This is a genomic window from Escherichia sp. MOD1-EC6098 (assembly GCF_002965865.1).
Taxonomy (GTDB): Bacteria; Pseudomonadota; Gammaproteobacteria; order Enterobacterales; family Enterobacteriaceae; genus Escherichia; species Escherichia marmotae.
The window spans coordinates 71,717-91,881 of sequence record NZ_PTSN01000006.1 but is presented as its reverse complement, the minus strand read 5'-3'; the positions used below and the strand labels follow the sequence as shown (position 1 = coordinate 91,881).

Annotated in this window: 22 protein-coding genes, 1 tRNA gene and 1 pseudogene; 8 read left to right on the top strand and 16 right to left on the bottom strand. The window is 51.6% G+C overall.

The annotated features are described in order from the left end of the window. Positions 1–2: 2 nt before the first annotated feature. Positions 3–695 (top strand): two-component system response regulator TorR, encoded by a 693-nt coding sequence (gene torR / locus C0K55_RS08865; RefSeq protein ID WP_001120100.1) that lies wholly within the window; start codon positions 3–5, stop codon positions 693–695. On the opposite strand, the gene torT is transcribed toward torR, so the two are convergent. Next, entirely contained in the window at positions 668–1,696 is a 1,029-nt protein-coding gene (gene torT, locus C0K55_RS08860; protein ID WP_001516147.1) for a TMAO reductase system periplasmic protein TorT, read from the bottom strand. The genes torR and torT overlap by 28 nt on opposite strands. Positions 1,697–1,778: 82 nt before the next feature. On the opposite strand from torT, the gene torS reads away from it, so the two are divergent. Further along, positions 1,779–4,523, top strand: a complete 2,745-nt coding sequence (gene torS, locus C0K55_RS08855; protein WP_001054762.1) for a TMAO reductase system sensor histidine kinase/response regulator TorS — start codon at positions 1,779–1,781, stop codon at positions 4,521–4,523. 71 nt (positions 4,524–4,594) lie between these two features. Next, on the top strand, positions 4,595–5,668 hold the full coding sequence (locus C0K55_RS08850; protein ID WP_105266569.1) for a 4Fe-4S binding protein: 1,074 nt from the start codon (positions 4,595–4,597) through the stop codon (positions 5,666–5,668). A gap of 49 nt (positions 5,669–5,717) precedes the next feature. Here the strand turns inward: C0K55_RS08850 and C0K55_RS08845 are convergent, their stop codons facing one another. The 4 genes and pseudogenes from C0K55_RS08845 to cspG form a co-directional block, all read right to left on the bottom strand. Continuing rightward, complete coding sequence (locus tag C0K55_RS08845) at positions 5,718–5,891, bottom strand: GnsA/GnsB family addiction module toxin (protein WP_001019201.1); 174 nt, start codon at positions 5,889–5,891, stop codon at positions 5,718–5,720. Further along, positions 5,881–6,102 (bottom strand): annotated as a pseudogene (locus C0K55_RS26355) (protein YmcE). The gene C0K55_RS08845 and the pseudogene C0K55_RS26355 overlap by 11 nt, the downstream one beginning before the upstream one ends. Further along, a complete protein-coding gene (gene ymcF, locus C0K55_RS08840) occupies positions 6,077–6,265 on the bottom strand; it encodes a cold shock small protein YmcF (protein WP_071524879.1) in 189 nt (62 codons plus the stop codon). The pseudogene C0K55_RS26355 and the gene ymcF overlap by 26 nt, the downstream one beginning before the upstream one ends. 10 nt (positions 6,266–6,275) lie before the next feature. Beyond that, complete coding sequence (cspG, locus tag C0K55_RS08835; RefSeq protein WP_000066492.1) at positions 6,276–6,488, bottom strand: cold shock protein CspG; 213 nt, start codon at positions 6,486–6,488, stop codon at positions 6,276–6,278. Positions 6,489–6,772: 284 nt separating this feature from the next. Between cspG and cspH the strand changes: the two genes are divergently transcribed. Then, a complete protein-coding gene (gene cspH / locus C0K55_RS08830) occupies positions 6,773–6,985 on the top strand; it encodes a cold shock-like protein CspH (protein WP_000087760.1) in 213 nt (70 codons plus the stop codon). On the opposite strand, the gene C0K55_RS08825 is transcribed toward cspH, so the two are convergent. The 10 genes from C0K55_RS08825 to hyaA all read right to left on the bottom strand — a co-directional run bounded on the left by C0K55_RS08825 (position 6,973) and on the right by hyaA (position 16,774). Continuing rightward, complete coding sequence (locus C0K55_RS08825; protein WP_105266571.1) at positions 6,973–8,283, bottom strand: AppA family phytase/histidine-type acid phosphatase; 1,311 nt, start codon at positions 8,281–8,283, stop codon at positions 6,973–6,975. The genes cspH and C0K55_RS08825 overlap by 13 nt on opposite strands. An 87-nt stretch (positions 8,284–8,370) precedes the next feature. Further along, entirely contained in the window at positions 8,371–8,463 is a 93-nt protein-coding gene (gene cbdX / locus C0K55_RS08820; protein ID WP_000270307.1) for a cytochrome bd-II oxidase subunit CbdX, read from the bottom strand. A 13-nt stretch (positions 8,464–8,476) separates the two neighbouring features. Then, positions 8,477–9,613: a cytochrome d ubiquinol oxidase subunit II gene (appB, locus tag C0K55_RS08815; protein ID WP_016261889.1), complete on the bottom strand. Its 1,137-nt coding sequence runs from the start codon at positions 9,611–9,613 to the stop codon at positions 8,477–8,479. A gap of 11 nt (positions 9,614–9,624) precedes the next feature. After that, positions 9,625–11,169, bottom strand: coding sequence for a cytochrome bd-II oxidase subunit 1 (appC, locus tag C0K55_RS08810; protein WP_105266568.1), 1,545 nt, complete (start codon positions 11,167–11,169; stop codon positions 9,625–9,627). A gap of 134 nt (positions 11,170–11,303) precedes the next feature. Next, positions 11,304–12,161, bottom strand: coding sequence for a hydrogenase expression/formation protein (locus tag C0K55_RS08805; protein ID WP_061091110.1), 858 nt, complete (start codon positions 12,159–12,161; stop codon positions 11,304–11,306). After that, a complete protein-coding gene (hyaE, locus tag C0K55_RS08800; RefSeq protein WP_001516141.1) occupies positions 12,158–12,556 on the bottom strand; it encodes a hydrogenase-1 operon protein HyaE in 399 nt (132 codons plus the stop codon). The genes C0K55_RS08805 and hyaE overlap by 4 nt, the downstream gene beginning before the upstream one ends. Then, positions 12,553–13,140 (bottom strand): hydrogenase 1 maturation protease, encoded by a 588-nt coding sequence (gene hyaD, locus C0K55_RS08795; RefSeq protein WP_105266567.1) that lies wholly within the window; start codon positions 13,138–13,140, stop codon positions 12,553–12,555. Before hyaD ends, hyaE begins: the two co-directional genes overlap by 4 nt. Next, on the bottom strand, positions 13,137–13,847 hold the full coding sequence (hyaC, locus tag C0K55_RS08790; RefSeq protein WP_001156752.1) for a Ni/Fe-hydrogenase b-type cytochrome subunit: 711 nt from the start codon (positions 13,845–13,847) through the stop codon (positions 13,137–13,139). The genes hyaD and hyaC overlap by 4 nt, the downstream gene beginning before the upstream one ends. Positions 13,848–13,865: 18 nt before the next feature. Continuing rightward, positions 13,866–15,659, bottom strand: coding sequence for a Ni/Fe-hydrogenase large subunit (gene hyaB, locus C0K55_RS08785; protein WP_105266566.1), 1,794 nt, complete (start codon positions 15,657–15,659; stop codon positions 13,866–13,868). Then, positions 15,656–16,774, bottom strand: coding sequence for a hydrogenase 1 small subunit (gene hyaA, locus C0K55_RS08780; RefSeq protein ID WP_001516139.1), 1,119 nt, complete (start codon positions 16,772–16,774; stop codon positions 15,656–15,658). The genes hyaB and hyaA overlap by 4 nt, the downstream gene beginning before the upstream one ends. A gap of 404 nt (positions 16,775–17,178) precedes the next feature. On the opposite strand from hyaA, the gene C0K55_RS08770 reads away from it, so the two are divergent. The 3 genes from C0K55_RS08770 to tusE all read left to right on the top strand — a co-directional run bounded on the left by C0K55_RS08770 (position 17,179) and on the right by tusE (position 18,554). Continuing rightward, positions 17,179–17,266, top strand: a tRNA-Ser gene (locus tag C0K55_RS08770). Positions 17,267–17,473: 207 nt separating this feature from the next. Beyond that, positions 17,474–18,133 (top strand): FtsH protease modulator YccA, encoded by a 660-nt coding sequence (gene yccA, locus C0K55_RS08765; protein ID WP_000375136.1) that lies wholly within the window; start codon positions 17,474–17,476, stop codon positions 18,131–18,133. A 91-nt stretch (positions 18,134–18,224) separates the two neighbouring features. Then, entirely contained in the window at positions 18,225–18,554 is a 330-nt protein-coding gene (tusE, locus tag C0K55_RS08760; protein WP_010376933.1) for a sulfurtransferase TusE, read from the top strand. On the opposite strand, the gene yccX is transcribed toward tusE, so the two are convergent. Then, positions 18,551–18,829, bottom strand: a complete 279-nt coding sequence (gene yccX, locus C0K55_RS08755) for an acylphosphatase (RefSeq protein ID WP_105266564.1) — start codon at positions 18,827–18,829, stop codon at positions 18,551–18,553. The genes tusE and yccX overlap by 4 nt on opposite strands. Before the next feature lie 94 nt (positions 18,830–18,923). Between yccX and rlmI the strand changes: the two genes are divergently transcribed. Further along, complete coding sequence (gene rlmI, locus C0K55_RS08750; RefSeq protein ID WP_000116311.1) at positions 18,924–20,114, top strand: 23S rRNA (cytosine(1962)-C(5))-methyltransferase RlmI; 1,191 nt, start codon at positions 18,924–18,926, stop codon at positions 20,112–20,114. Positions 20,115–20,165 lie beyond the last annotated feature (51 nt).

Sequence of the window (20,165 nt, the reverse complement as noted above, 5' to 3'; positions counted from 1 at the left end):
TGATGCCACATCATATTGTTATTGTTGAAGATGAGCCGATTACCCAGGCACGCTTACAAACCTACTTTACCCAAGAGGGGTATACCGTTTCCGTTACGGCGAGCGGTGCCGGGCTGCGGGAAATTATGCAGAATCAGCCGGTCGATTTAATTCTGTTGGATATTAATTTACCTGATGAAAATGGCCTGATGTTAACCCGCGCGTTGCGGGAACGTTCGACGGTAGGCATTATTCTGGTTACCGGACGCAGCGATCAGATTGACCGCATTGTCGGGCTGGAGATGGGCGCGGACGATTACGTAACCAAGCCGCTGGAATTGCGCGAACTGGTGGTGCGGGTGAAAAATCTGCTCTGGCGCATCGACCTCGCGCGGCAGGTGCAACCACTTACTCAGGACAACTGTTATTGCTTTGCTGGTTATTGCCTAAATGTGTCGCGCCATACGCTGGAGCTGGATGGCGAGCCGATTAAACTGACCCGCGCAGAGTATGAAATGTTGGTGGCGTTTGTGACCAATCCCGGCAAAATTCTCAGTCGCGAACGTCTGCTGCGTATGCTCTCTGCCCGTCGGGTGGAAAACCCCGACCTGCGTACCGTCGATGTGTTAATTCGTCGTTTACGCCATAAACTCAGCGCGGATTTACTGGTGACTCAACATGGCGAGGGCTATTTCCTAGCCGCTGATGTGTGCTGATAAAAATAGACCGGACGAAATCCTCCTGGCGACAGCGAGCGGCGAATATGTTTACGGTCGGCATTTTTCGGCGTCAGGATTAAAATCGGTGGGCTGATATTATCAGACACCGATTGTCCCTGTAATTGTCTGATAGCCTGCTCAACAGCCAGTTCCCCCTGCCAGACCATTTGATCGCTGGCAGCCATAATCACTCTTCCCCGCTTCAGGCCACGATAAACCTGGTGTGAAAGATAAAATGACACTACGGTGAGCGGCGTTTTCAGGTTGCGCCCTTCGCCCATCGCCGCCTCTGCGGCAATGGCCGTTCCGGCAACAACGTCGATTTCTGGATGACGCTCCAGCATCTCCTGCAACAGGTTACGCTGGATTTCAATATCGTTATCTCCGAGCGCAATATCAACAATACGCACCGGGCTTCCGGCAATGGCTGCGCGGAACCCCGCTACCATCTCCTTACTACCCCCGGCGTTGTCCGGGCCGGGCATCAACAATACATTGAGAGGTTTTCCGTTGCTCCATTGCACCAGATACCGCCCCGGCTGATAGCCCATCTGAAACCAGGGCACGCCAACGCGGCTTGTTACCTGTGAGTCGTCAATGGCATTCACCAGCTCGATCACTGGCAGACTTTCTACCTGCTTTTGCAATTCGGGAAATGACGTCGTGCTGCTACCGAGCAAAATCGCTTCTGCGCCCCATTGTTTACACTGCTCAATTTGCGCCTGCTGAGTAGCCAACTGACCGTAGCCACCGGCCTCCAGCACTTTTAAATCCACACCATAGCGGCGGGCTGCTTTCTGCATACCATAGTTCAACGATAACCAGTATGAATCCTTCAGACTGGGATAGAGCGCACACAATTTCCATGAGCGTTTGACTTTAAGTGATGTAACAGGCTGCTCCGTAAAATGTTGCGCATCATGCCAGCGCAACAGGTTATCGCCCGCAAAAACGGGTAACACGAAAAAGGGAAGAAGTAACAAAAGCAGTATGCGCATGATAGCCTCATCAATAATAAGGCTTTATGCTAGATGCATTCCACTTTGCGACTCAACCTTTTTCACCTAAAGTGCACCAACTGTGAATTTAACCCTGACCCGAAGACTCTGGATGGGCTTTGCCCTGATGGCGTTGCTAACCCTGACCAGTACTCTGGTGGGATGGTACAACCTGCGTTTTGTCAGCCAGGTAGAAAAAGCCAATACTCAGGCATTGATTCCTACCATGAATATGGCGCGTCAGTTGAGCGAAGCCAGCGCCTGGGAACTTTTCGCCGCGCAGAACCTGACCAGTGCCGATAACGAAAAGATGTGGCAGGCACAGGGGCGAATGCTCACCGCGCAAAGCCTGAAGATTAACGCGTTGTTGCAAGCGTTACGGGAACAAGGTTTCGACACCTCTGCGATTGAACAACAGGAGCAGGAGATCTCCCGTTCGTTACGTCAGCAAGGCGAACTGGTGGGGCAGCGTTTGCAACTGCGCCAGCAACAGCAACAACTCAGTCAGCAAATTGTCGCTGCCGCTGATGCGATCGCACGTATGGCGCAAGGTCAGGCGAATAACGCTGCGACCTCTGCCGGAGCCACTCAAGCCGGGATTTATGATTTGATCGAACGTCATCAACACCAGGCTGCCGAAAGTGCGCTCGATCGGCTGATTGATATCGATCTTGAGTACGTTAACCAAATGAATGAACTGCGTCTCAGCGCCCTGCGGGTGCAGCAAATGGTGATGACTCTGAGGCTGGAGCAGATCCAGAAAGATGCGCCAACGTTGGAAAATCAACTCAATAATGCAGTGAAAATTCTACAACGTCGGCAAATACGCATTGAAGATCCGGGTGTGCGCACACGGGTGGCACAATCCTTAGAAATCATTCATCGTTATAGCGATTTACTGGCGCTTTATCAGCAGGACAATGAAATCAGCAATCGTCTGCAAACTCTCGCCCAAAATAACATCGCCCAGTTCGCACAGTTTAGTAGCGAAGTCAGCCAACTGGTTGACACTATTGAGCAACGCAACCAAAGTGGACTCACTCATCTGGAAAAAGCCAGTGAACGAGGGCAATACAGCCTGCTACTCCTGGGCGTCGTTTCCCTTTGCTCTTTGATTCTGATCCTCTGGCGCGTGGTTTATCGTTCAGTCACGCGCCCACTTGCCGAACAAACGCAGGCACTGCAACGCCTGCTGGACGGCGATATCGACTCCCCTTTCCCGGAAACCGCTGGCGTGCGGGAGCTGGATACCATCGGGCGGCTGATGGATGCTTTTCGCAGTAGTGTTCATGCGCTTAATCGCCACCGCGAACAACTGGCAGCGCAGGTCAAAGCGCGCACTGCCGAATTGCAGGAACTGGTAGTAGAACACCGGCTGGCACGGGCAGAAGCAGAAAAAGCCAGTCAGGCAAAATCGGCGTTTCTGGCGGCAATGAGCCATGAGATCCGCACGCCGCTGTACGGCATTCTCGGCACCGCTCAACTGCTGGCGGATAACCCGGCGCTTAACGCCCAGCGTGATGATTTGCGGGCAATTACCGATTCTGGCGAATCATTGCTGACCATCCTTAACGATATTCTCGATTATTCGGCTATCGAAGCAGGTGGCAAGAATGTCTCGGTCAGCGATGAACCGTATGAACCGCGCCCGCTGCTGGAAAGTACCCTGCAATTAATGAGCGGGCGGGTGAAAGGTCGTCCGATTCGACTGGCAACGGAAATTGCCGACGATGTACCGACCGCGTTAATGGGTGATCCGCGACGTATTCGCCAGGTTATTACCAATTTGTTGAGTAATGCCCTGCGTTTCACTGACGAGGGGCAGATTGTCCTGCGTAGCCGCACTGATGGCGAACAATGGCTGGTCGAAGTGGAAGACAGCGGCTGTGGTATTGATCCCGCGAAACTGGCTGATATCTTCCAGCCATTTGTTCAGGTGAGTGGTAAACGCGGCGGCAGTGGACTGGGGTTGACGATCAGTACCAGCCTGGCCCAGGCGATGGGCGGCGAACTGATCGCCACAAGCACGCCGGGGGTTGGAAGCTGTTTTTGCTTACGGTTACCGTTACGCGTTGCCACCGCGCCAGCACCTAAAATAGTCAATCAGGCGGTGCATCTGGATGGTTTACGCTTGCTGTTAATTGAAGATAACCCGCTAACGCAGCGTATTACCATCGAGATACTGAACGCCAGTGGTGCTCAGGTCACTGCCGTTGGAAATGCCACGCAGGCTTTAGAGACGCTGCAAAATAGTGAATCGTTTGCTGCCGCGCTGGTGGATTTTGATCTGCCGGATATCGACGGCATTACACTTGCCAGGCAACTTTCGCTGCAATATCCGTCGCTGGTTTTGATTGGCTTTAGCGCCCATGTCATCGACGAAACGTTGCGCCAGCGTACCAGTTCTCTATTTCGCGGAATTATCCCTAAACCGGTGCCGCGTGAAGTGCTCGGTCAGTTACTGGCGCACTATCTCCACCAGCAAAAAAATAACGATCAGCCGCTGGATGTATCGCAACTCAATGAAGATGCACAGTTAATGGGAGCGGATAAGATCCACGAATGGCTGACATTATTTAAACAACATACCCTGCCGCTTCTTGATGAAATAGACACTGCTCGCGCCAGACACGACAGCGAGAAAATCAAACGCGCTGCGCACCAGCTAAAAAGTAGTTGCGCCAGTCTGGGAATGCGCAGTGCCAGCCAGTTGTGCGGGCAACTTGAGCGGGAACCATTAGCCGCTCTCCTGCCGCGCGAAGAAATTACACGCAGTATCGCGGCTCTGGAAGAGTGGTTGAATAAGAAAGACCTGAACGCGATTTGAATCAATATCAGCCAGATAAGAAGACTTAGAATAGTAGCATTTAGCATGCAACTTAATGGACTGGCAAAATCATGGCTGAGAAAAAAAGAATCCGCTGGCAGCGGCGGCCAGGCACAACGGGCGGTAAATTACCGTGGAATGACTGGCGCAATGCCACGACCTGGCGTAAAGCGACGCAATTATTACTGCTGGCAATCAATATTTATATTGCCATCACCTTCTGGTATTGGGTGCGCTATTACGAAACGGCAGGTAGTACGCCTTTTATCGCAAGGCCAGGTGGTATTGAAGGCTGGCTCCCTATTGCCGGTCTGATGAATCTGAAATACAGCCTTGAAACAGGCCAGTTACCTTCCGTGCACGCCGCCGCGATGCTGTTGCTGGTCGCTTTTATCATTATCAGCTTGCTGCTGAAAAAAGCCTTTTGCTCGTGGCTATGCCCGGTTGGTACGCTATCTGAGTTAATTGGCGATCTGGGGAAAAAACTGTTTGGTCGGCAATTTGCCCTTCCTCTCTGGCTGGATATTCCTCTGCGTGCGGCGAAATATCTGCTGTTGAGTTTTTTTCTCTATATCGCGTTATTCATGCCCGCTCAGGCGATTCACTATTTTATGCTATCGCCCTACAGCGTGGTGATGGATGTTAAAATGCTCGATTTCTTTCGTCATATGGGGACAGCGACGTTAATCAGCGTGATCGTTTTGCTGATTGCCAGCCTGTTTATTCGCCATGCCTGGTGTCGTTATCTCTGCCCGTATGGCGCGTTAATGGGACTGGTTTCGCTATTATCGCCGTTTAAGATTCGTCGCAATGCCGAAAGTTGTATCGACTGCGGCAAATGCGCAAATAATTGTCCGTCACGGATCCCTGTCGATAAATTAATCCAGGTTAGAACGGTGGAATGTACCGGCTGTATGACCTGCATCGAGTCATGCCCGGTCGCCTCAACATTAACTTTTTCGCTGCGAAACCCCGCGATAAATAAAAAAGCTTTTGCGTTATCTGGCTGGCTAATAACACTACTGATATTGGGAATTATGTTCGCGGTGATTGGTTACGCGATGTATGCAGGTGTATGGCAAAGCCCGGTGCCAGAGGAATTGTACCGACGCTTAATTCCACGGGCGGCAATGATTGGTCATTAACAGAGTGACAAGCGGAACATCACCTCGTGCTGGGGTGATGTCCACAAAATCACATTATTTGGATTTTGACGTCATAGCCTTCAAGCCCGGTCATTTTCTCCCGCGCGGTGAAGCGAATTTCAGAGACTTCTTTCCCTGTGCTCTTGTTTAACTCGGTGATTTTTTGCGCAATAAAGTCGGAGATTTCTGTTTCGGCTTGTTTTTTTAGCTCTTCAATATTCACTGTTAACCTCTTCTGGTCTTAAAAGGCAGCAACACGCCAGTAAGGTGTTGGTTCCCTGTTCAGGTAACAAAAGTTATAAGCTATCTGCCTGAAAGATTCAATAATCAGTAGGTTATCGCTCAATATGCATACAGGGATGAGTGCAAACAGAAGATATAAAAAAGGCTCCGCGAGGGAGCCTGATATTATTTTGTGAAATCCAGTGGCGCATGGTCTGTGCGTATTTGTAAAGCAACGTTATCAAAGGTGATCATCGTCGATTTACAGAAAATACACTTAGCTCCCAAAGGATTTCGCTCCGTCACATCGAATGCCGATGTGCGGTACTGTGAACCATGACAACATGGACAGCGGAAATGGAGATGTTGAGTAATAACGGCAACCTTAGAGCGCAACAACGTTCGCTGCCGAGGGACCACGTTGCCCCTGCTCAATAGAAAATTCGACTTTCTGATTTTCATTCAGAGTGCGGAATTCATTGCTCTGGATGGCGGTGAAATGAACGAAGACGTCCTTGCTGCCATCATCAGGAGTGATAAAGCCAAAACCTTTATCTGCGTTAAACCATTTTACTAAACCAGTCATTTTATTAGACATATTTTACTTCCTTCATTTTGGGCCTTTCGGCAAACAGGGCTTTAATACAGAAACTACTTAGTGTTCAGGAGAGAGACTCAAAAGAAGGGGATAATGCCTGATAATGAGAACTGCTTTAGTAAACTACTTTGTATGCTGTCTGTCTTTCAAACCGACGCAGCTATTAACGCATGATACACATAATTAAGCAAATTTATTTTAGCCGTCCGGCGGTCTTAAATATCGCTGGCTTTATTTTTTTAAAACCGTATAGTGCAGCGCAGTATTTTTAGTAAGGAATTTGTTTGTCCCGTAAAATGACAGGAATTGTCAAAACCTTTGATCGCAAAAGCGGCAAAGGATTCATCATCCCCTCCGACGGTCGTAAAGAAGTCCAGGTCCATATTTCCGCATTCAGCCCCCGCGACGCAGAAGTACTTATACCAGGGTTACGCGTAGAGTTTTGCCGCGTTAATGGCCTGCGTGGACCAACAGCGGCAAATGTTTATTTATCCTGATATAAACTGCAGGCCGGAATACGCGCTTCATTCACGATTTGCGTAAAATCCGCCAGTGAACACATGCCCTGCGCGTTTCTTTCTTCACACTCGGCCAACGTCAACTTCACTTCCCCTGGCGGCGTATCAAGCGACAGACGGGCTTTATCACGCATCTGCTGCAAGGTCTGGAATACCAGCGAAACCTGAATCCACTGACTGTTATCACTTAGCCGCCGCCAGCGTTCAAATACCAGTTCACCTCCCGGCGGGGTGTTATCCGGTTGGCCCGGCAGCGTCCAGTTAAGTCCCAGTGCCCCACCTAAATTCGCCAGGTTAGTATCATGCCCGGCAATAAACAGCAGCGAAGTCGGTAGCGTAACACCATAGCTCTGCCTTTGCGGATTATGTGGCGTCAGCGCCGTCAGGAGCAAATCCAACAGGGGCGTGGCACGGCTACGGGCCACTTCTGGGGTACGTTGCAGCAGATAAAACTGCGCATTATGCAGACTCAGCAAGGTGTTCCACTGGTGTGAATCAGTAATTCGTCCCCAACCAGGCTCCGGCATTCCCTGTGCCTGCTGCAGGAGAAATATCTCCGTCAGCATTGATGCCAGACTCACCGCACCGGTTAATGAAACGTTATCGGTACTTACTTTCAGTTCAGACGGCAATACTTGCGTCAATGAACAACTTTCGTCTTGTTTCTCTCGTTTGAGGCACAGACTTGATTGCGGGAAATTAAGCACCCGCTCCAGTTCGTGAAATGCCGTTTGCCGATGATCAGTAAAGTTAGTGATCGAGCCGCCTGCCCTGTTAAGAATAGCTTCTGTCACGTTCGCTTTATCCAGTTGGCAGACACCGGTTTTCAGCGGGTTAAATAGCGGATCGGGACTGGCGGTGTCTGACCGGGTATGTACGGTTATTGCACAATTGGGAGCCAGCCCGGCGGCAAAGGCTTCGCCTGTTTTACGGGTGCGTTCGTCGACATCAGCAATAATCGCCACCTGACCTGGTTTCGGACAGCCATTTTTTGCCAGCAAACCGCCAGCCACCAGACGCTGGCGTTGGTAATGTCCGAGATAAGAGATCAGCTCACCGCCTCGTGGTGTCAGCCAACCCAGTTTCACCGGCCAGCCTGGCCATGTGTCTGGAGTAATTTCCTGCATGAGTTGCGTAGATTTAGTGGGGGCACGCACGCCATGACGGCTGACAATCACCACACTCTCCAATTTCAGTTCCGGCTCACTCTGAGCGTATGCAGGTAGTGGTGTTAACGGAAGCAGAAGAGAAAAAAAGGGGAGCAATATCGCTTTCATCGCCAGGTTTCCGTTTTTCATGTTTCGCATTATTGCCGGATACGACGCTGACGCTTCTTCTCCGGCCTATGTTCGTTGTGCGTCAAATCAACCTTTTAGACGCGGTTCCAGCCACACCAACACCACGGTGGAGAGTGAACACATCAACAAAATGCCGACGAACCACAATAAATACCACATTGTTCATCCCTCCTTAGTACAGCTCATGATCGTGATGGCGGAGAGTTTCAGTTGTCATACGCCCCCACATTTTGTAGTAGCTCCACACAGTGTAGAGCAACACAATAGGCAAAAATATCAGCACAATTACTAACATAATGCTCAACGTCAGTTGACTGGAGGTGCTATCCCACAGCGTCAGGCTGGAGATCGGGCTGATGTTCGAAGGCATAACAAATGGAAACAGCGTGATGCCTGCCGTGAAAATCACGCCAAATTGCATCAATGACGCCAGCAGAAATCCCCAACCGGGGCGACCACGATAAATCGCCATCACCGTCAGCAACGGGCAGAAGAAACCCAGCAGCGGGAAGATCCACAATACCGGCGATTCAACAAAATTATTCATCCAGGCACCAGGCAATACCGCAACCAGTTTCATTAACGGATTGGATGGACCGTTAACATCCTGAGCGAGCAATACGAAGCCATCAATACCAACCCACAGCCAGTACCCCGCCAGCAAAAAGCAGAGCATCACCAGCAGAGCCGCGCGTTTGGTCGCCAGTTGCGAACGCAGGTGAATAGCACCGACTGTTTTTAGTTGCAGCCAGACGCCCCCTTGCAAAATCACCATTCCAAGACTGAGCAAACCGCACAGTAGAGGGAATGGCGTCAGCAATTGCCAGAAGCTACCGAGGTACTCCACGCGTAATTGCGGCGTGAAAGCAAACGGCACGCCGAGTAACAAATTGCCAAACGCGATACCGAAGACGACCGGCGGTATCAGACTACCGATGACCAGCCCGGCATCCCACATTTTACGCCAGCGTGCATCCGCGATTTTTCCGCGATAATCAAAGGCCAGCGGGCGGAAGAACAGCGAGCACAGCACCAGGATCATCGCCACATAAAATCCAGAAAACGCAGCGGCGTAAACTCTGGGCCAGGCGGCAAATAATGCCCCTCCCGCGAGGATTAACCAGACCTGGTTGCCTTCCCAGTGTGCGCCAACACTGTTAATCACTATCCGGCGTTCATCATCATCACGCGCCACCAGCGGCAGCAGGCAACCGATCCCCATGTCAAATCCGTCGGAGATCATAAAGACCACCAGAATCACGCCAATCAGTAGCCACCAGATGAAGCGCAATGTTTCATAATCAAACATGATTCTCTCCTTTACCCCTGCTGCTGCGTCGGTTGTTCACTCTGCATCGCGCTTGGCCCCAGACGGGCATATTTCTGCATCAGGTAGACTTCAGCGATTAAGAACAGGGTGTAAAGCCCTACTATCATGATCAGTGAAAAAGCCAGTTGTCCTGTGGTTAAGGCAGAGTGCGCGGAGTATGTTGGCAAAATGTCCTGAATCGCCCACGGCTGACGGCCAAACTCGGTCATAAACCACCCTGCTTCAATGGCAATCCACGGCAGCGGCAAACTCCAGAGCATCATTTTCAGCACCCAACGATGCTGGTCGATTTTGCCGCGCAGCGTCTGAACGAGCGCAATCAGCATTACCAGTAACAACAGCGAACCGCAGCCCACCATGATGCGGAAACTCCAGAACACCGGCGCAACTTGTGGAATAGCACCGCGCATAGCCGCCTGATACTGCGCAGGTGTGACATGATTCATATCCGGCGCATAGCGGGAGAGCAACATGCCATAACCGAGATCGTTTTCCAGCTCATGAAATGCTTGCAGTACATGCGGCTCGCGGTTGCCTTGCGAAATCTCCTGCATCAGCAGCCAGGCCATACGCCCGCGTTGCAATCGTGGATAAGTTTCATCCATCAAATTTTTCAACCCTGGTACAGGCTTATCTAATGAGTGAGTGGCGAGGATCCCTAACAGCGCAGGGATTTTGATGGCAAAAGCGTTACGCTCTTGATCCTGTTCCGGCCAGGCAATGAGATGGAACGGCGCAGGTGCCGGTTCGGTTTGCCACTCCCCTTCCATTGCCGCCAGTTTTACCGGCTGAACGCGTGCGACTTCATAAGCAGAACTGTCTCCAAGTTGCAGCGCGCCGATTATCGCCAGTGTGCCAAAGACCGAACCGATAGCAAACGAACGTAAAGCGACATCACGCTCCCGTCCGCGCAGTAAGTACCAGGCGCTGATCGCCATAATGAACATCGCCCCGGTCACATAACCAGCCATCACCGTATGGACAAATTTCACCTGGCTGACGGGGTTAAAGACCAGATCGCTGAAACTGGTCATCTCCATACGCAAGGTGTCGATATCGAAATGCGCGCCGGTCGGAAACTGCATCCACCCATTGGCATTCAAAATCCACAATGCGGAGATATTGGAACCAAATGCCACCAGCCAGGTGACCAGCAGGTGCTGGTATTTATTCAGCCGTTGCCAGCCAAAGAAGAACAGACCGACAAAGGTGGATTCGAGGAAGAAGGCCATTAATGCTTCCATCGCCAACGGTGCGCCAAAAATGTCGCCCACATAGTTGGAATAGAATGACCAGTTAGTACCAAACTGAAACTCCATGGTGAGACCAGTAGCCACGCCGAGAGCGAAGTTGATACCGAAGAGCTTACCCCAGAAGCGCGTCATATCGCGGTAGACTGTTTTGCCGGTGACCACGTAAATGGTTTCCATGATAGCCAGCAAAAAAATCAGCCCCAGGGTAAGGGGCACGAACAAAAAGTGGTATAGCGCGGTCAGTGCAAACTGCCAGCGCGACAAATCAATAACATCCCACATGCGAACTCCTGTAGGCGAAGAGAGGGAAATAACCCTTTAATAGTAGATCTCCCTTTTTATCCTTACAGTTTGTAGGTGGTTGTATTCGCTGATTGCGATATTCATAGGACTGAAAGCGATATTTGCCGCCATTTTCACTGTTGCGCGCTTTCTATAAGCCACTGACACACCTCGCCCAACCGCTGCGCGGAGTCCGCCAAATCTTCCGGCGCTGCCAGCACAACTTCCGGTATCGGGCAGATTTCATAACTCTCAAGTAATGGGCCTTTTAACGTATCCATACAGCGTAAATGCCAGACATGTCGCAAACCGGTGGCGTTGATATAGCTCTCGCCATAGCCAATAGTGCGAATCTGGATATTACCCGGCCCGCACAGCCGCGAGAGAAATAACCTGTCAGCCTCGCTGACAGGCAACTGCGTCAGGTTAATACTATGTGGCTGCGCCTCAGGATTACGCACATACGCCAGCAATTCATGAGCCAGCGGCAGTCCGTTCATCAGACCATCAATGGGCGGTGGTAGCAGCGAATCTGTCGGCAGCGTATTATGCGTTGCCGCCTGCCATAACGGCAGCGGCGCGCAGCCTGTCTCCAGCCGGTCTTCCAGCAACAGCTCACCGCTACGCCTGCGTACTCGCCACAATCCGCAGAAGATCGCCTCCTGAATTTCACTTTCACTGCCGTCAATATGTTGGATGCGCACTGACACTTCCCCTTCTCCGAGAAGCGTATTGATAAAGTGGCGATCATCAGCATTGAGATTTAACAGATCGACGGCCAGCACCTCGCCTAATGGCGGTACGCGTTGCGTTAGTTGATGCTGTAGATCGTTTAACAGCGTAATCACCCGTGGACTATGAGCACACTGCTCCAGTGCCGCCATGCTCGGTTCATCATTCACCTGACAGGTAATTGGCAGCGGATTCATACTGAAACTGTCATCATCAGGTTGCGTTCCTGGCCCCAGCAGATGGAAAAAAGTCTCACTCATGAATCACATTCCTGTTTTGATTCGACAAGGCCGCGCATCAGGTTTATCAGCTCTGCCCACGGGTGAATGCCATTCAATACGCCGCGATAATGACCATCAGTAAACACTAATGTGGCTGGAAAACGAAAAACACTAAATCTGTCTCCGATGGCTTCACTTTGCTCAAGATCGGCAATTGCCACCTGCCATGCATAATCTGGAAACTCACGCAGTAGCTCTGCGACCATCACCGGATTATCACTGACTTCAGGAGTACGTTTCGGATCGCTGCTTAACAGCACCACACTATCCGGCGCTTGCATAAGCCACTGATCGAGACGAGGCTCAGTGATCGGCGTCCAGCCACGCGCCAGCATACGTTGCCACAACGCACTAAAAGGTGAGTCGTTAATCATCCCTGCTCCTCCAGCGTCATCCGATACTGACGCAAGCGAACACCTTCGTAATTTTCCATCGACAGACAGCCATAATTGAGACAACGCGATTCCTCCGCCCGTTGTGGCACAACTCCCCACGCCGACAGTTGCACCAGCGCCGCCTGTTCCGCTGCAGGCAGTTGCTCCCGCGCAGGCTCGCTAAGGCTACCGCCGTAGTCGTCGAGCATTGCCGGTTGTAACCCGACGAGGGCAATATGTGTTGGCAGATGTCCGCGGATATCTGCCAGCGCTAATACTTCGGAGAAACTGTTCTGGTGCAGGCTCATTTTCTTCGCACTGAGATATGCCGGAATGCGCTCTCCGGCATATGTTCGTAGTGTTCCGGGTTCCAGCCCGTAATCAATAGCATCGAGAATCAACAGATGGCTGGCGTTTTCAACATACCCCAGCAGGTTCAGCCCCTGAGTACCACCATCGACAATCTCCACGTTTTCGGGCCAGTGATAATGGGCATACAGCCGTTCCGCCACCCGCACACCGAAACCTTCATCGGCCCACAGCAGGTTGCCCAACCCCATTACCACTACACGTTGCTCGCTCATGAACGCTCCTTGTCGCTGCTCATCTTTCCAAATTTGTGGCTACGGTAGCCGTTCACCATCGTGGAGATCACCGTGTCGTCGGACATGATGTCTTCACGCAGCGCCATATAAACATGACCAATCACAAATGCGCCAATCAACCACATGCCCAGCCGATGCCAGCTATGAATGTCCAGCGAGTTGCCGCCCGTCCAGTAGAAAAATTCCACTACATAACGAAACGGCGCAAAAATGGCGTACTGGCTGTGTTCGCTATACAGCGCAAAACCGGTGACGATCATAAAAACAGACATCAGGAAATAGCCGAACATCGCAGCCTGCGCGATGGGGTTATGGCCAATGTCAGCGCTCGGGCGTTTTGCCAGAAACAGATACCAGCGGATTTCGTACCACACGCCCAGCCACCAGCTTTTGCGCCATACCGGCACGATGAAAAGCTCGCGTGAGTAGCGATTGCCGACAAACGCCCAGTAGATCCGCATCAGCAAGACGACGGTAAAAATCATCCCGGCGCTGAAGTGTATTAGCCTGATGTAGCCCATATAGAACAGATACGTCGCCTCACCACTGACTGAAGGCAGCGGCTTGCCGATAAAGTAGCCGGTGACCATCAATACCGCCATGCACAGCACCGTCAGCCAGTGCCATATCCGCACGGGCGCTTCAAAGACATAGTGGCTGATAACGTTGTCGCTTTTCTCTTGCATGATGATTCTCCTTCGCTGTTAGCGCACCTGCACGGAGATCAGTTCGCTACCGTCGTCACCCAGCACATGCGTTGAACAGGCGAGGCACGGGTCGAAGCTGTGCAGGGTACGCAGGATCTCCAGCGGTTGCTCGGGGATCGCCATTTTGGTGTTCATCAGCGCGGCTTCATAAGCACCAATTTGCCCTTTGGGATCGCGCGGGCTGGCGTTCCAGGTGGTCGGCACCACACACTGGTAGAGATCGATTTTGCCATCGCGAATAGCGGCCCAGTGACCTAAAGCCCCACGCGGTGCTTCAGTAAATCCGACGCCACGGCACACTTTCGGCCAGGTCGCAGGCTCCCATTTTTCGGTGGAGGCGGTGGCAAGATTGCCGTTTTTCAGGTTGGTCATTAACTTGTTGAAAAAGTACTGTAACTTACTTGCAGCCCACTGAGCTTCATGGGCGCGGCACAGAATGCGGCCTAACGTCGACTGGATGCCAGAAAGCGGCAGGTTCAGCGCCGACATCATCCGATCAACCGACTCAACGGTCGCAGCATCGCCTTTGTGGTAAGCGATTAACGTGCGAGCCAGCGGCCCTACTTCCATCGCGTGACCGCGCCAGCGTGGCGCTTTGATCCACGAGTAGCGCTCCTGTTCATTCAGTTGCTGAATGTTTGTATCGCTGCCTTTAACGTCGCCGGGGTTGTACCACGGGTCGGTGATACCATCGAACGGATGACGCCCGACCTGATCGTCGGGATAACGATACCAGGCGTGATCGACAAATTCCTGCACCTGCTGCGGATCAACTAAATCCACTGGCAGTACGTTTTTGAAATCGCCATTGATCACCGCACCGCCAGGCATCAGCAGACTTTTCTCGCCAAGGTCGTTAGCGATATCCGGGAACGCACCGTAGCTGAGGACGCATTTATCAGAAAGGCCAGTGCCGATTTCACTCCACGGTTTGTTGAACTGGCCGATGGCTAAGGCGTCGGGGATCATCACGTTATTAATGAAGTCCGCCGTGCGGGTAATGATCGACTGCACCAGGTTCAGGCGCTCCATATTAACCGCCCCGACCGCACCGCTTTCGTCGATATTTATGGCACAAGGCATCCCGCCGACAATCCAGTTGGGATGCGGGTTTTTACCGCCAAAGACCGCGTGGATTTTGACGATCTCACGCTGGAAATCGAGAGCTTCGAGATAGTGAGCAAAGCCCATCAGGTTGGCTTCTGGTGGCAGTTTGTACTGCGGGTGCCCCCAGTAGCCGTTGCGGAAGATCCCTAACTGCCCGCCTTCGACAAATTTCTTCAGTCGATTTTGCACATCAAAGAAGTAACCTGGGGAAGACTTCGGCCACGAGGAGAGGCTTTGCGCCAGTTCGGAAGTTTTACGCGGGTCGGCTTGCAGCGCGTTAAGTACGTCGATCCAGTCCATTCCGGCGAGCTGATAAAAGTGCACCAGATGGTCGTGGCACCAGAGCGTCGCCAGCATAATGTTGCGAATGATATTGGCGTTATCCGGCACTTTGATGCCAATAGCATCTTCAATGGCGTAAACCGAAGCCAGGGCGTGTACGCCGGTGCAGACGCCGCAGATACGTTCAACGAACGCCCACGCATCACGCGGATCACGGCCTTGCAAAATGATCTCCAGCCCGCGAAACATCGTGCCGCAGGAGACAGCATTGGTGATCACATTCTGATCGTTAATATTCACTTCACAGCGCATATGACCTTCGATACGCGTGATCGGGTCGACCACCAGGCGACGTCCGGCATTATTGATGGTGTATCCCTGAGTTTCGTACTGAGTGCTCATGCCTGTTTATCCTCGTTGCCTGGCTGTTGTTCGGTCTCTGCTGGTTGCTGGTTATGACGTCTGCGCTGGTCAATCGCGCTGGCGACTGCATGTACGCCAACAGCCGCAGCCACGACGCCAAGCGCGGTTAAGCCCACGGTATCGGCGGTAGAGTGCGTTCCCATCTGCGGAATATCGACCACGCGGCTGTAGAATGAGCCGCGATCCCAGAAACCATTTTCAGAACAGCCCAGGCAACCGTGACCGGACTGGATCGGGAAGGAGACGCCATCATTCCAACGGGTTGAGGAGCAGGCGTTATAGGTGGTTGGCCCTTTACACCCCATTTTGTACAGGCAGTAACCTTTGCGAGCGGCGTCATCGTCCCAACTCTGGACAAACTCACCAGCGTCAAAGTGGGCGCGGCGATAGCATTTATCGTGGATACGTTGACCGTAGAACATCAGTGGACGCCCCATTCTGTCGACATCTGGCAGGCGATCAAACGTCACCATATAAGTAATGATGGCGCTCATCACATCCGGGATCGGCGGGCAACCAGGGACTTTAATGATTGGTTTGTCGGTAATGACTTTATCGATAGGCGTTGCCTGCGTCGGATTGGGGCGAGCGGCTTGTACGCAGCCCCAGGATGCGCAGGTTCCCCAGGCAATAATTGCGCTGGCCCCCGCGGCGGCACGTTTGAGTTTCTCAATAAACGGCCGACCGCTGCTGATACAAAACATCCCCTGCTCGCCCAGCGGCGGGTTACCTTCTACTGCAAGGATATATTTGCCGTTGTATTGCGTGATGATATCTTCAAAGACTTCCTCCGCCTGAGTACCAGCGGCAGCCATTAAGGTATCGTCGTAGTCGAGAGAAATAAGGGAAAGAATGACATCCTTCGCCAGCGGATGAGCAGAACGGATAAAAGATTCGGTGCAGCAGGTACATTCCAGACCGTGGATCCACACTACCGGAATGCGCGGTTTATTCTCCAGCGCCCAGGCAATCTTCGGTGCCATCCCCGCGCCTAATCCCAGCGAGGTGGCAGCCAGACTGCAATATTTAAGAAAACTCCGCCGGGTAACCCCCTGACGTCGCATAGCCTGGTAAAAGGTTTCCTCATTATTCATATCGCACGTCTCTTCTCCTTGCGACACCGACTGAAGTGCCGGGCGCTTTTGGTCGGCAAGCGACGTCCCTGTAGCAAGGTAAACTATCGCTTCACGAGAGAGACAGAAAACGAAAGCTCATCCTTCTGCACTGGCGCACGTCGCCAGAAAGTATTGTTAATAAAGCGTAGTGAACGTTTTGCACAAAACAATACAAAGTATGTGGATTTATCTTTTAGCGATAAAAATGGATCTTATTTTCCTAAAAGCCTGACGCAGGAAGATTACGAGTGGTTTTTATGGCGACGAAACACCCAAATTGCTGTTATTTCACGCAAACAACACCAATTTGTTTGTTTTTCAGGCAAACAAACAAATTGGGGGTTTACACGACGCATCGGGATGTTTATAGTTCGCGTCATTCCGGAAGTGTGGCCGAGCGGTTGAAGGCACCGGTCTTGAAAACCGGCGACCCGAAAGGGTTCCAGAGTTCGAATCTCTGCGCTTCCGCCAAATAAGATAAGGGGTTAGCTAAATGCTAACCCCTTTTTCTTTTACCTGTCAAAATCACCATGCCGTTATACCATTCCCAATGGTTAAACTCGTCTTTGCTAAATCTGTTCCAGATCAAATGCGTAAAGATGGGTAAAACCTCTGGGTAGCTTTCGGCAATATCATTATGCTGCTTTATTAATTACACCTGTCATAGAGAGTGACTCCATGGATCGTATAGTTAGTTCTTCACATGACCGTACATCACTACTTAGCACCCATAAGGTGCTGCGTAATACCTATTTTCTGCTGAGCCTGACGCTGGCCTTTTCGGCAATTACCGCGACGGCCAGTACGGTTCTGATGCTGCCATCTCCGGGCCTGATTCTGACGTTGGTAGGGATGTATGGTCTGATGTTCCTGACCTATAAAACCGCCAACAAACCAACCGGGATTATCTCCGCGTTCGCCTTTACCGGTTTTCTCGGTTATATCCTCGGCCCGATTCTGAACACTTACCTGTCTGCCGGAATGGGCGACGTAATCGCTATGGCGCTGGGCGGCACAGCATTAGTGTTCTTCTGCTGCTCTGCGTATGTGCTTACCACCCGCAAAGACATGTCTTTCCTCGGCGGTATGCTGATGGCCGGTATTGTGGTGGTGTTGATTGGAATGGTAGCGAATATCTTCCTGCAACTGCCTGCCCTGCATCTGGCAATCAGTGCGGTATTTATTCTGATCTCCTCTGGCGCGATTCTGTTTGAAACCAGCAACATCATTCATGGCGGTGAAACGAACTACATTCGTGCCACGGTGAGTCTGTATGTGTCGCTGTACAACATCTTCGTGAGCCTGTTGAGCATTCTTGGCTTCGCCAGCCGCGATTAATCTCGCCCGATACCACTTACAGAGCCTCGCTTTATGCGGGGCTTTGTTTTTTGCTACACTGCAGCCAGTCTGACTAAGGTAGTAAATGAATATGTTGATCTTCGAAGGTAAAGAGATAGAGACCGATACCGAAGGCTATCTCAAAGAGAGTAGCCTGTGGAGCGAACCTCTGGCAGCCGTGATTGCCGAAAAGGAAGGGATTACGCTGTCGCCTGAACACTGGGAAGTAGTGCGCTTTGTGCGTGACTTCTACCTGGAATTTAATACGTCTCCGGCGATTCGTATGCTGGTAAAAGCGATGGCGAATAAGTTTGGCGAAGAAAAAGGTAACAGCCGCTATCTGTACCGACTGTTCCCGAAAGGCCCGGCAAAGCAAGCCACCAAAATTGCCGGCCTGCCGAAACCCGTGAAATGCATTTAACGGATACGAAAATCCGTTAATTCGCCAGAAGGATGATGCGGTTCGCTAAGCACCCGTTCCACGCGGGCTGAACGCGGACCGCCGCTCTTTAACCACTGCATTAATTTTTCCACCTGCCCTTCATCACCACAGGCAACCACTTCCACGCTGCCATCATCACGATTTTTTGCGTAGCCGGTTAACCCTAGCCTTTTCGCTTCGTACTGAGTGGTATAACGAAACCCTACCCCCTGAACTCGCCCATAAACCCAGGCAATTATGCATACTTTCGACATCACCGCTCTCCTTATCCTTAATGGACGCGTTGCAAATCCATGGAAAACTCCGGACAATGACGCCCATTTCTTTGCATCGACAGAATAGTAAATTATGAGTGTACGTTTAGTGTTAGCCAAAGGGCGCGAAAAATCATTACTTCGTCGCCATCCGTGGGTCTTTTCCGGTGCCGTCGCACGTATGGAAGGTAAAGCCAGCCTCGGTGAAACCATCGATATTGTTGATCATCAGGGAAAATGGTTAGCACGCGGCGCTTATTCGCCAGCGTCGCAAATCCGCGCTCGTGTCTGGACGTTTGATCCGTCAGAATCCATCGACATTGCCTTTTTCACCCGCCGCTTACAACAGGCGCAAAAGTGGCGCGACTGGCTGGCGAAAAAAGATGGTCTCGATAGCTATCGTTTAATCGCCGGTGAGTCTGACGGCCTGCCGGGTATTACTATTGATCGTTTCGGCAATTTTCTGGTGCTGCAACTGCTGAGTGCAGGCGCGGAGTATCAGCGCGCAGCATTAATCAGCGCCCTACAAACGCTCTATCCGGAATGCGCGATTTACGATCGTAGCGACGTGGCAGTACGTAAAAAAGAGGGGATGGAGCTGACCCAGGGGCCAGTAACCGGCGAGCTGCCACCTGCCCTGCTGCCTATTGAAGAACATGGCATGAAGCTACTGGTGGACATTCAACACGGGCACAAAACGGGCTACTACCTGGACCAGCGTGACAGTCGCCTGGCAACACGCCGCTATGTAGAAAATAAACGCGTGCTGAACTGCTTCTCTTATACCGGTGGATTCGCAGTATCGGCATTGATGGGCGGTTGTAGCCAGGTGGTCAGTGTCGATACTTCACAGGAAGCACTGGATATCGCACGGAAAAACGTTGAGCTAAACAAACTCGATTTGAGCAAAGCTGAGTTTGTGCGCGATGACGTCTTTAAATTACTGCGCACCTACCGCGATCGCGGTGAAAAATTTGACGTTATCGTGATGGACCCGCCGAAGTTTGTTGAGAACAAAAGTCAGCTAATGGGCGCGTGCCGCGGCTATAAAGACATCAACATGCTGGCAATTCAGTTATTGAATGAGGGCGGTGTTCTTCTGACTTTTTCCTGTTCTGGCCTGATGACCAGCGATTTATTTCAGAAAATCATCGCTGATGCCGCAATTGATGCCGGTCGTGATATACAATTTATAGAGCAGTTCCGTCAGGCAGCCGATCATCCGGTGATCGCTACCTACCCGGAAGGGCTATATCTGAAAGGGTTTGCCTGTCGCGTCATGTAACTTGAAATGTGGAATTCTGTCCTTATATCAAAGGTGAAGATTTCCCGGGAG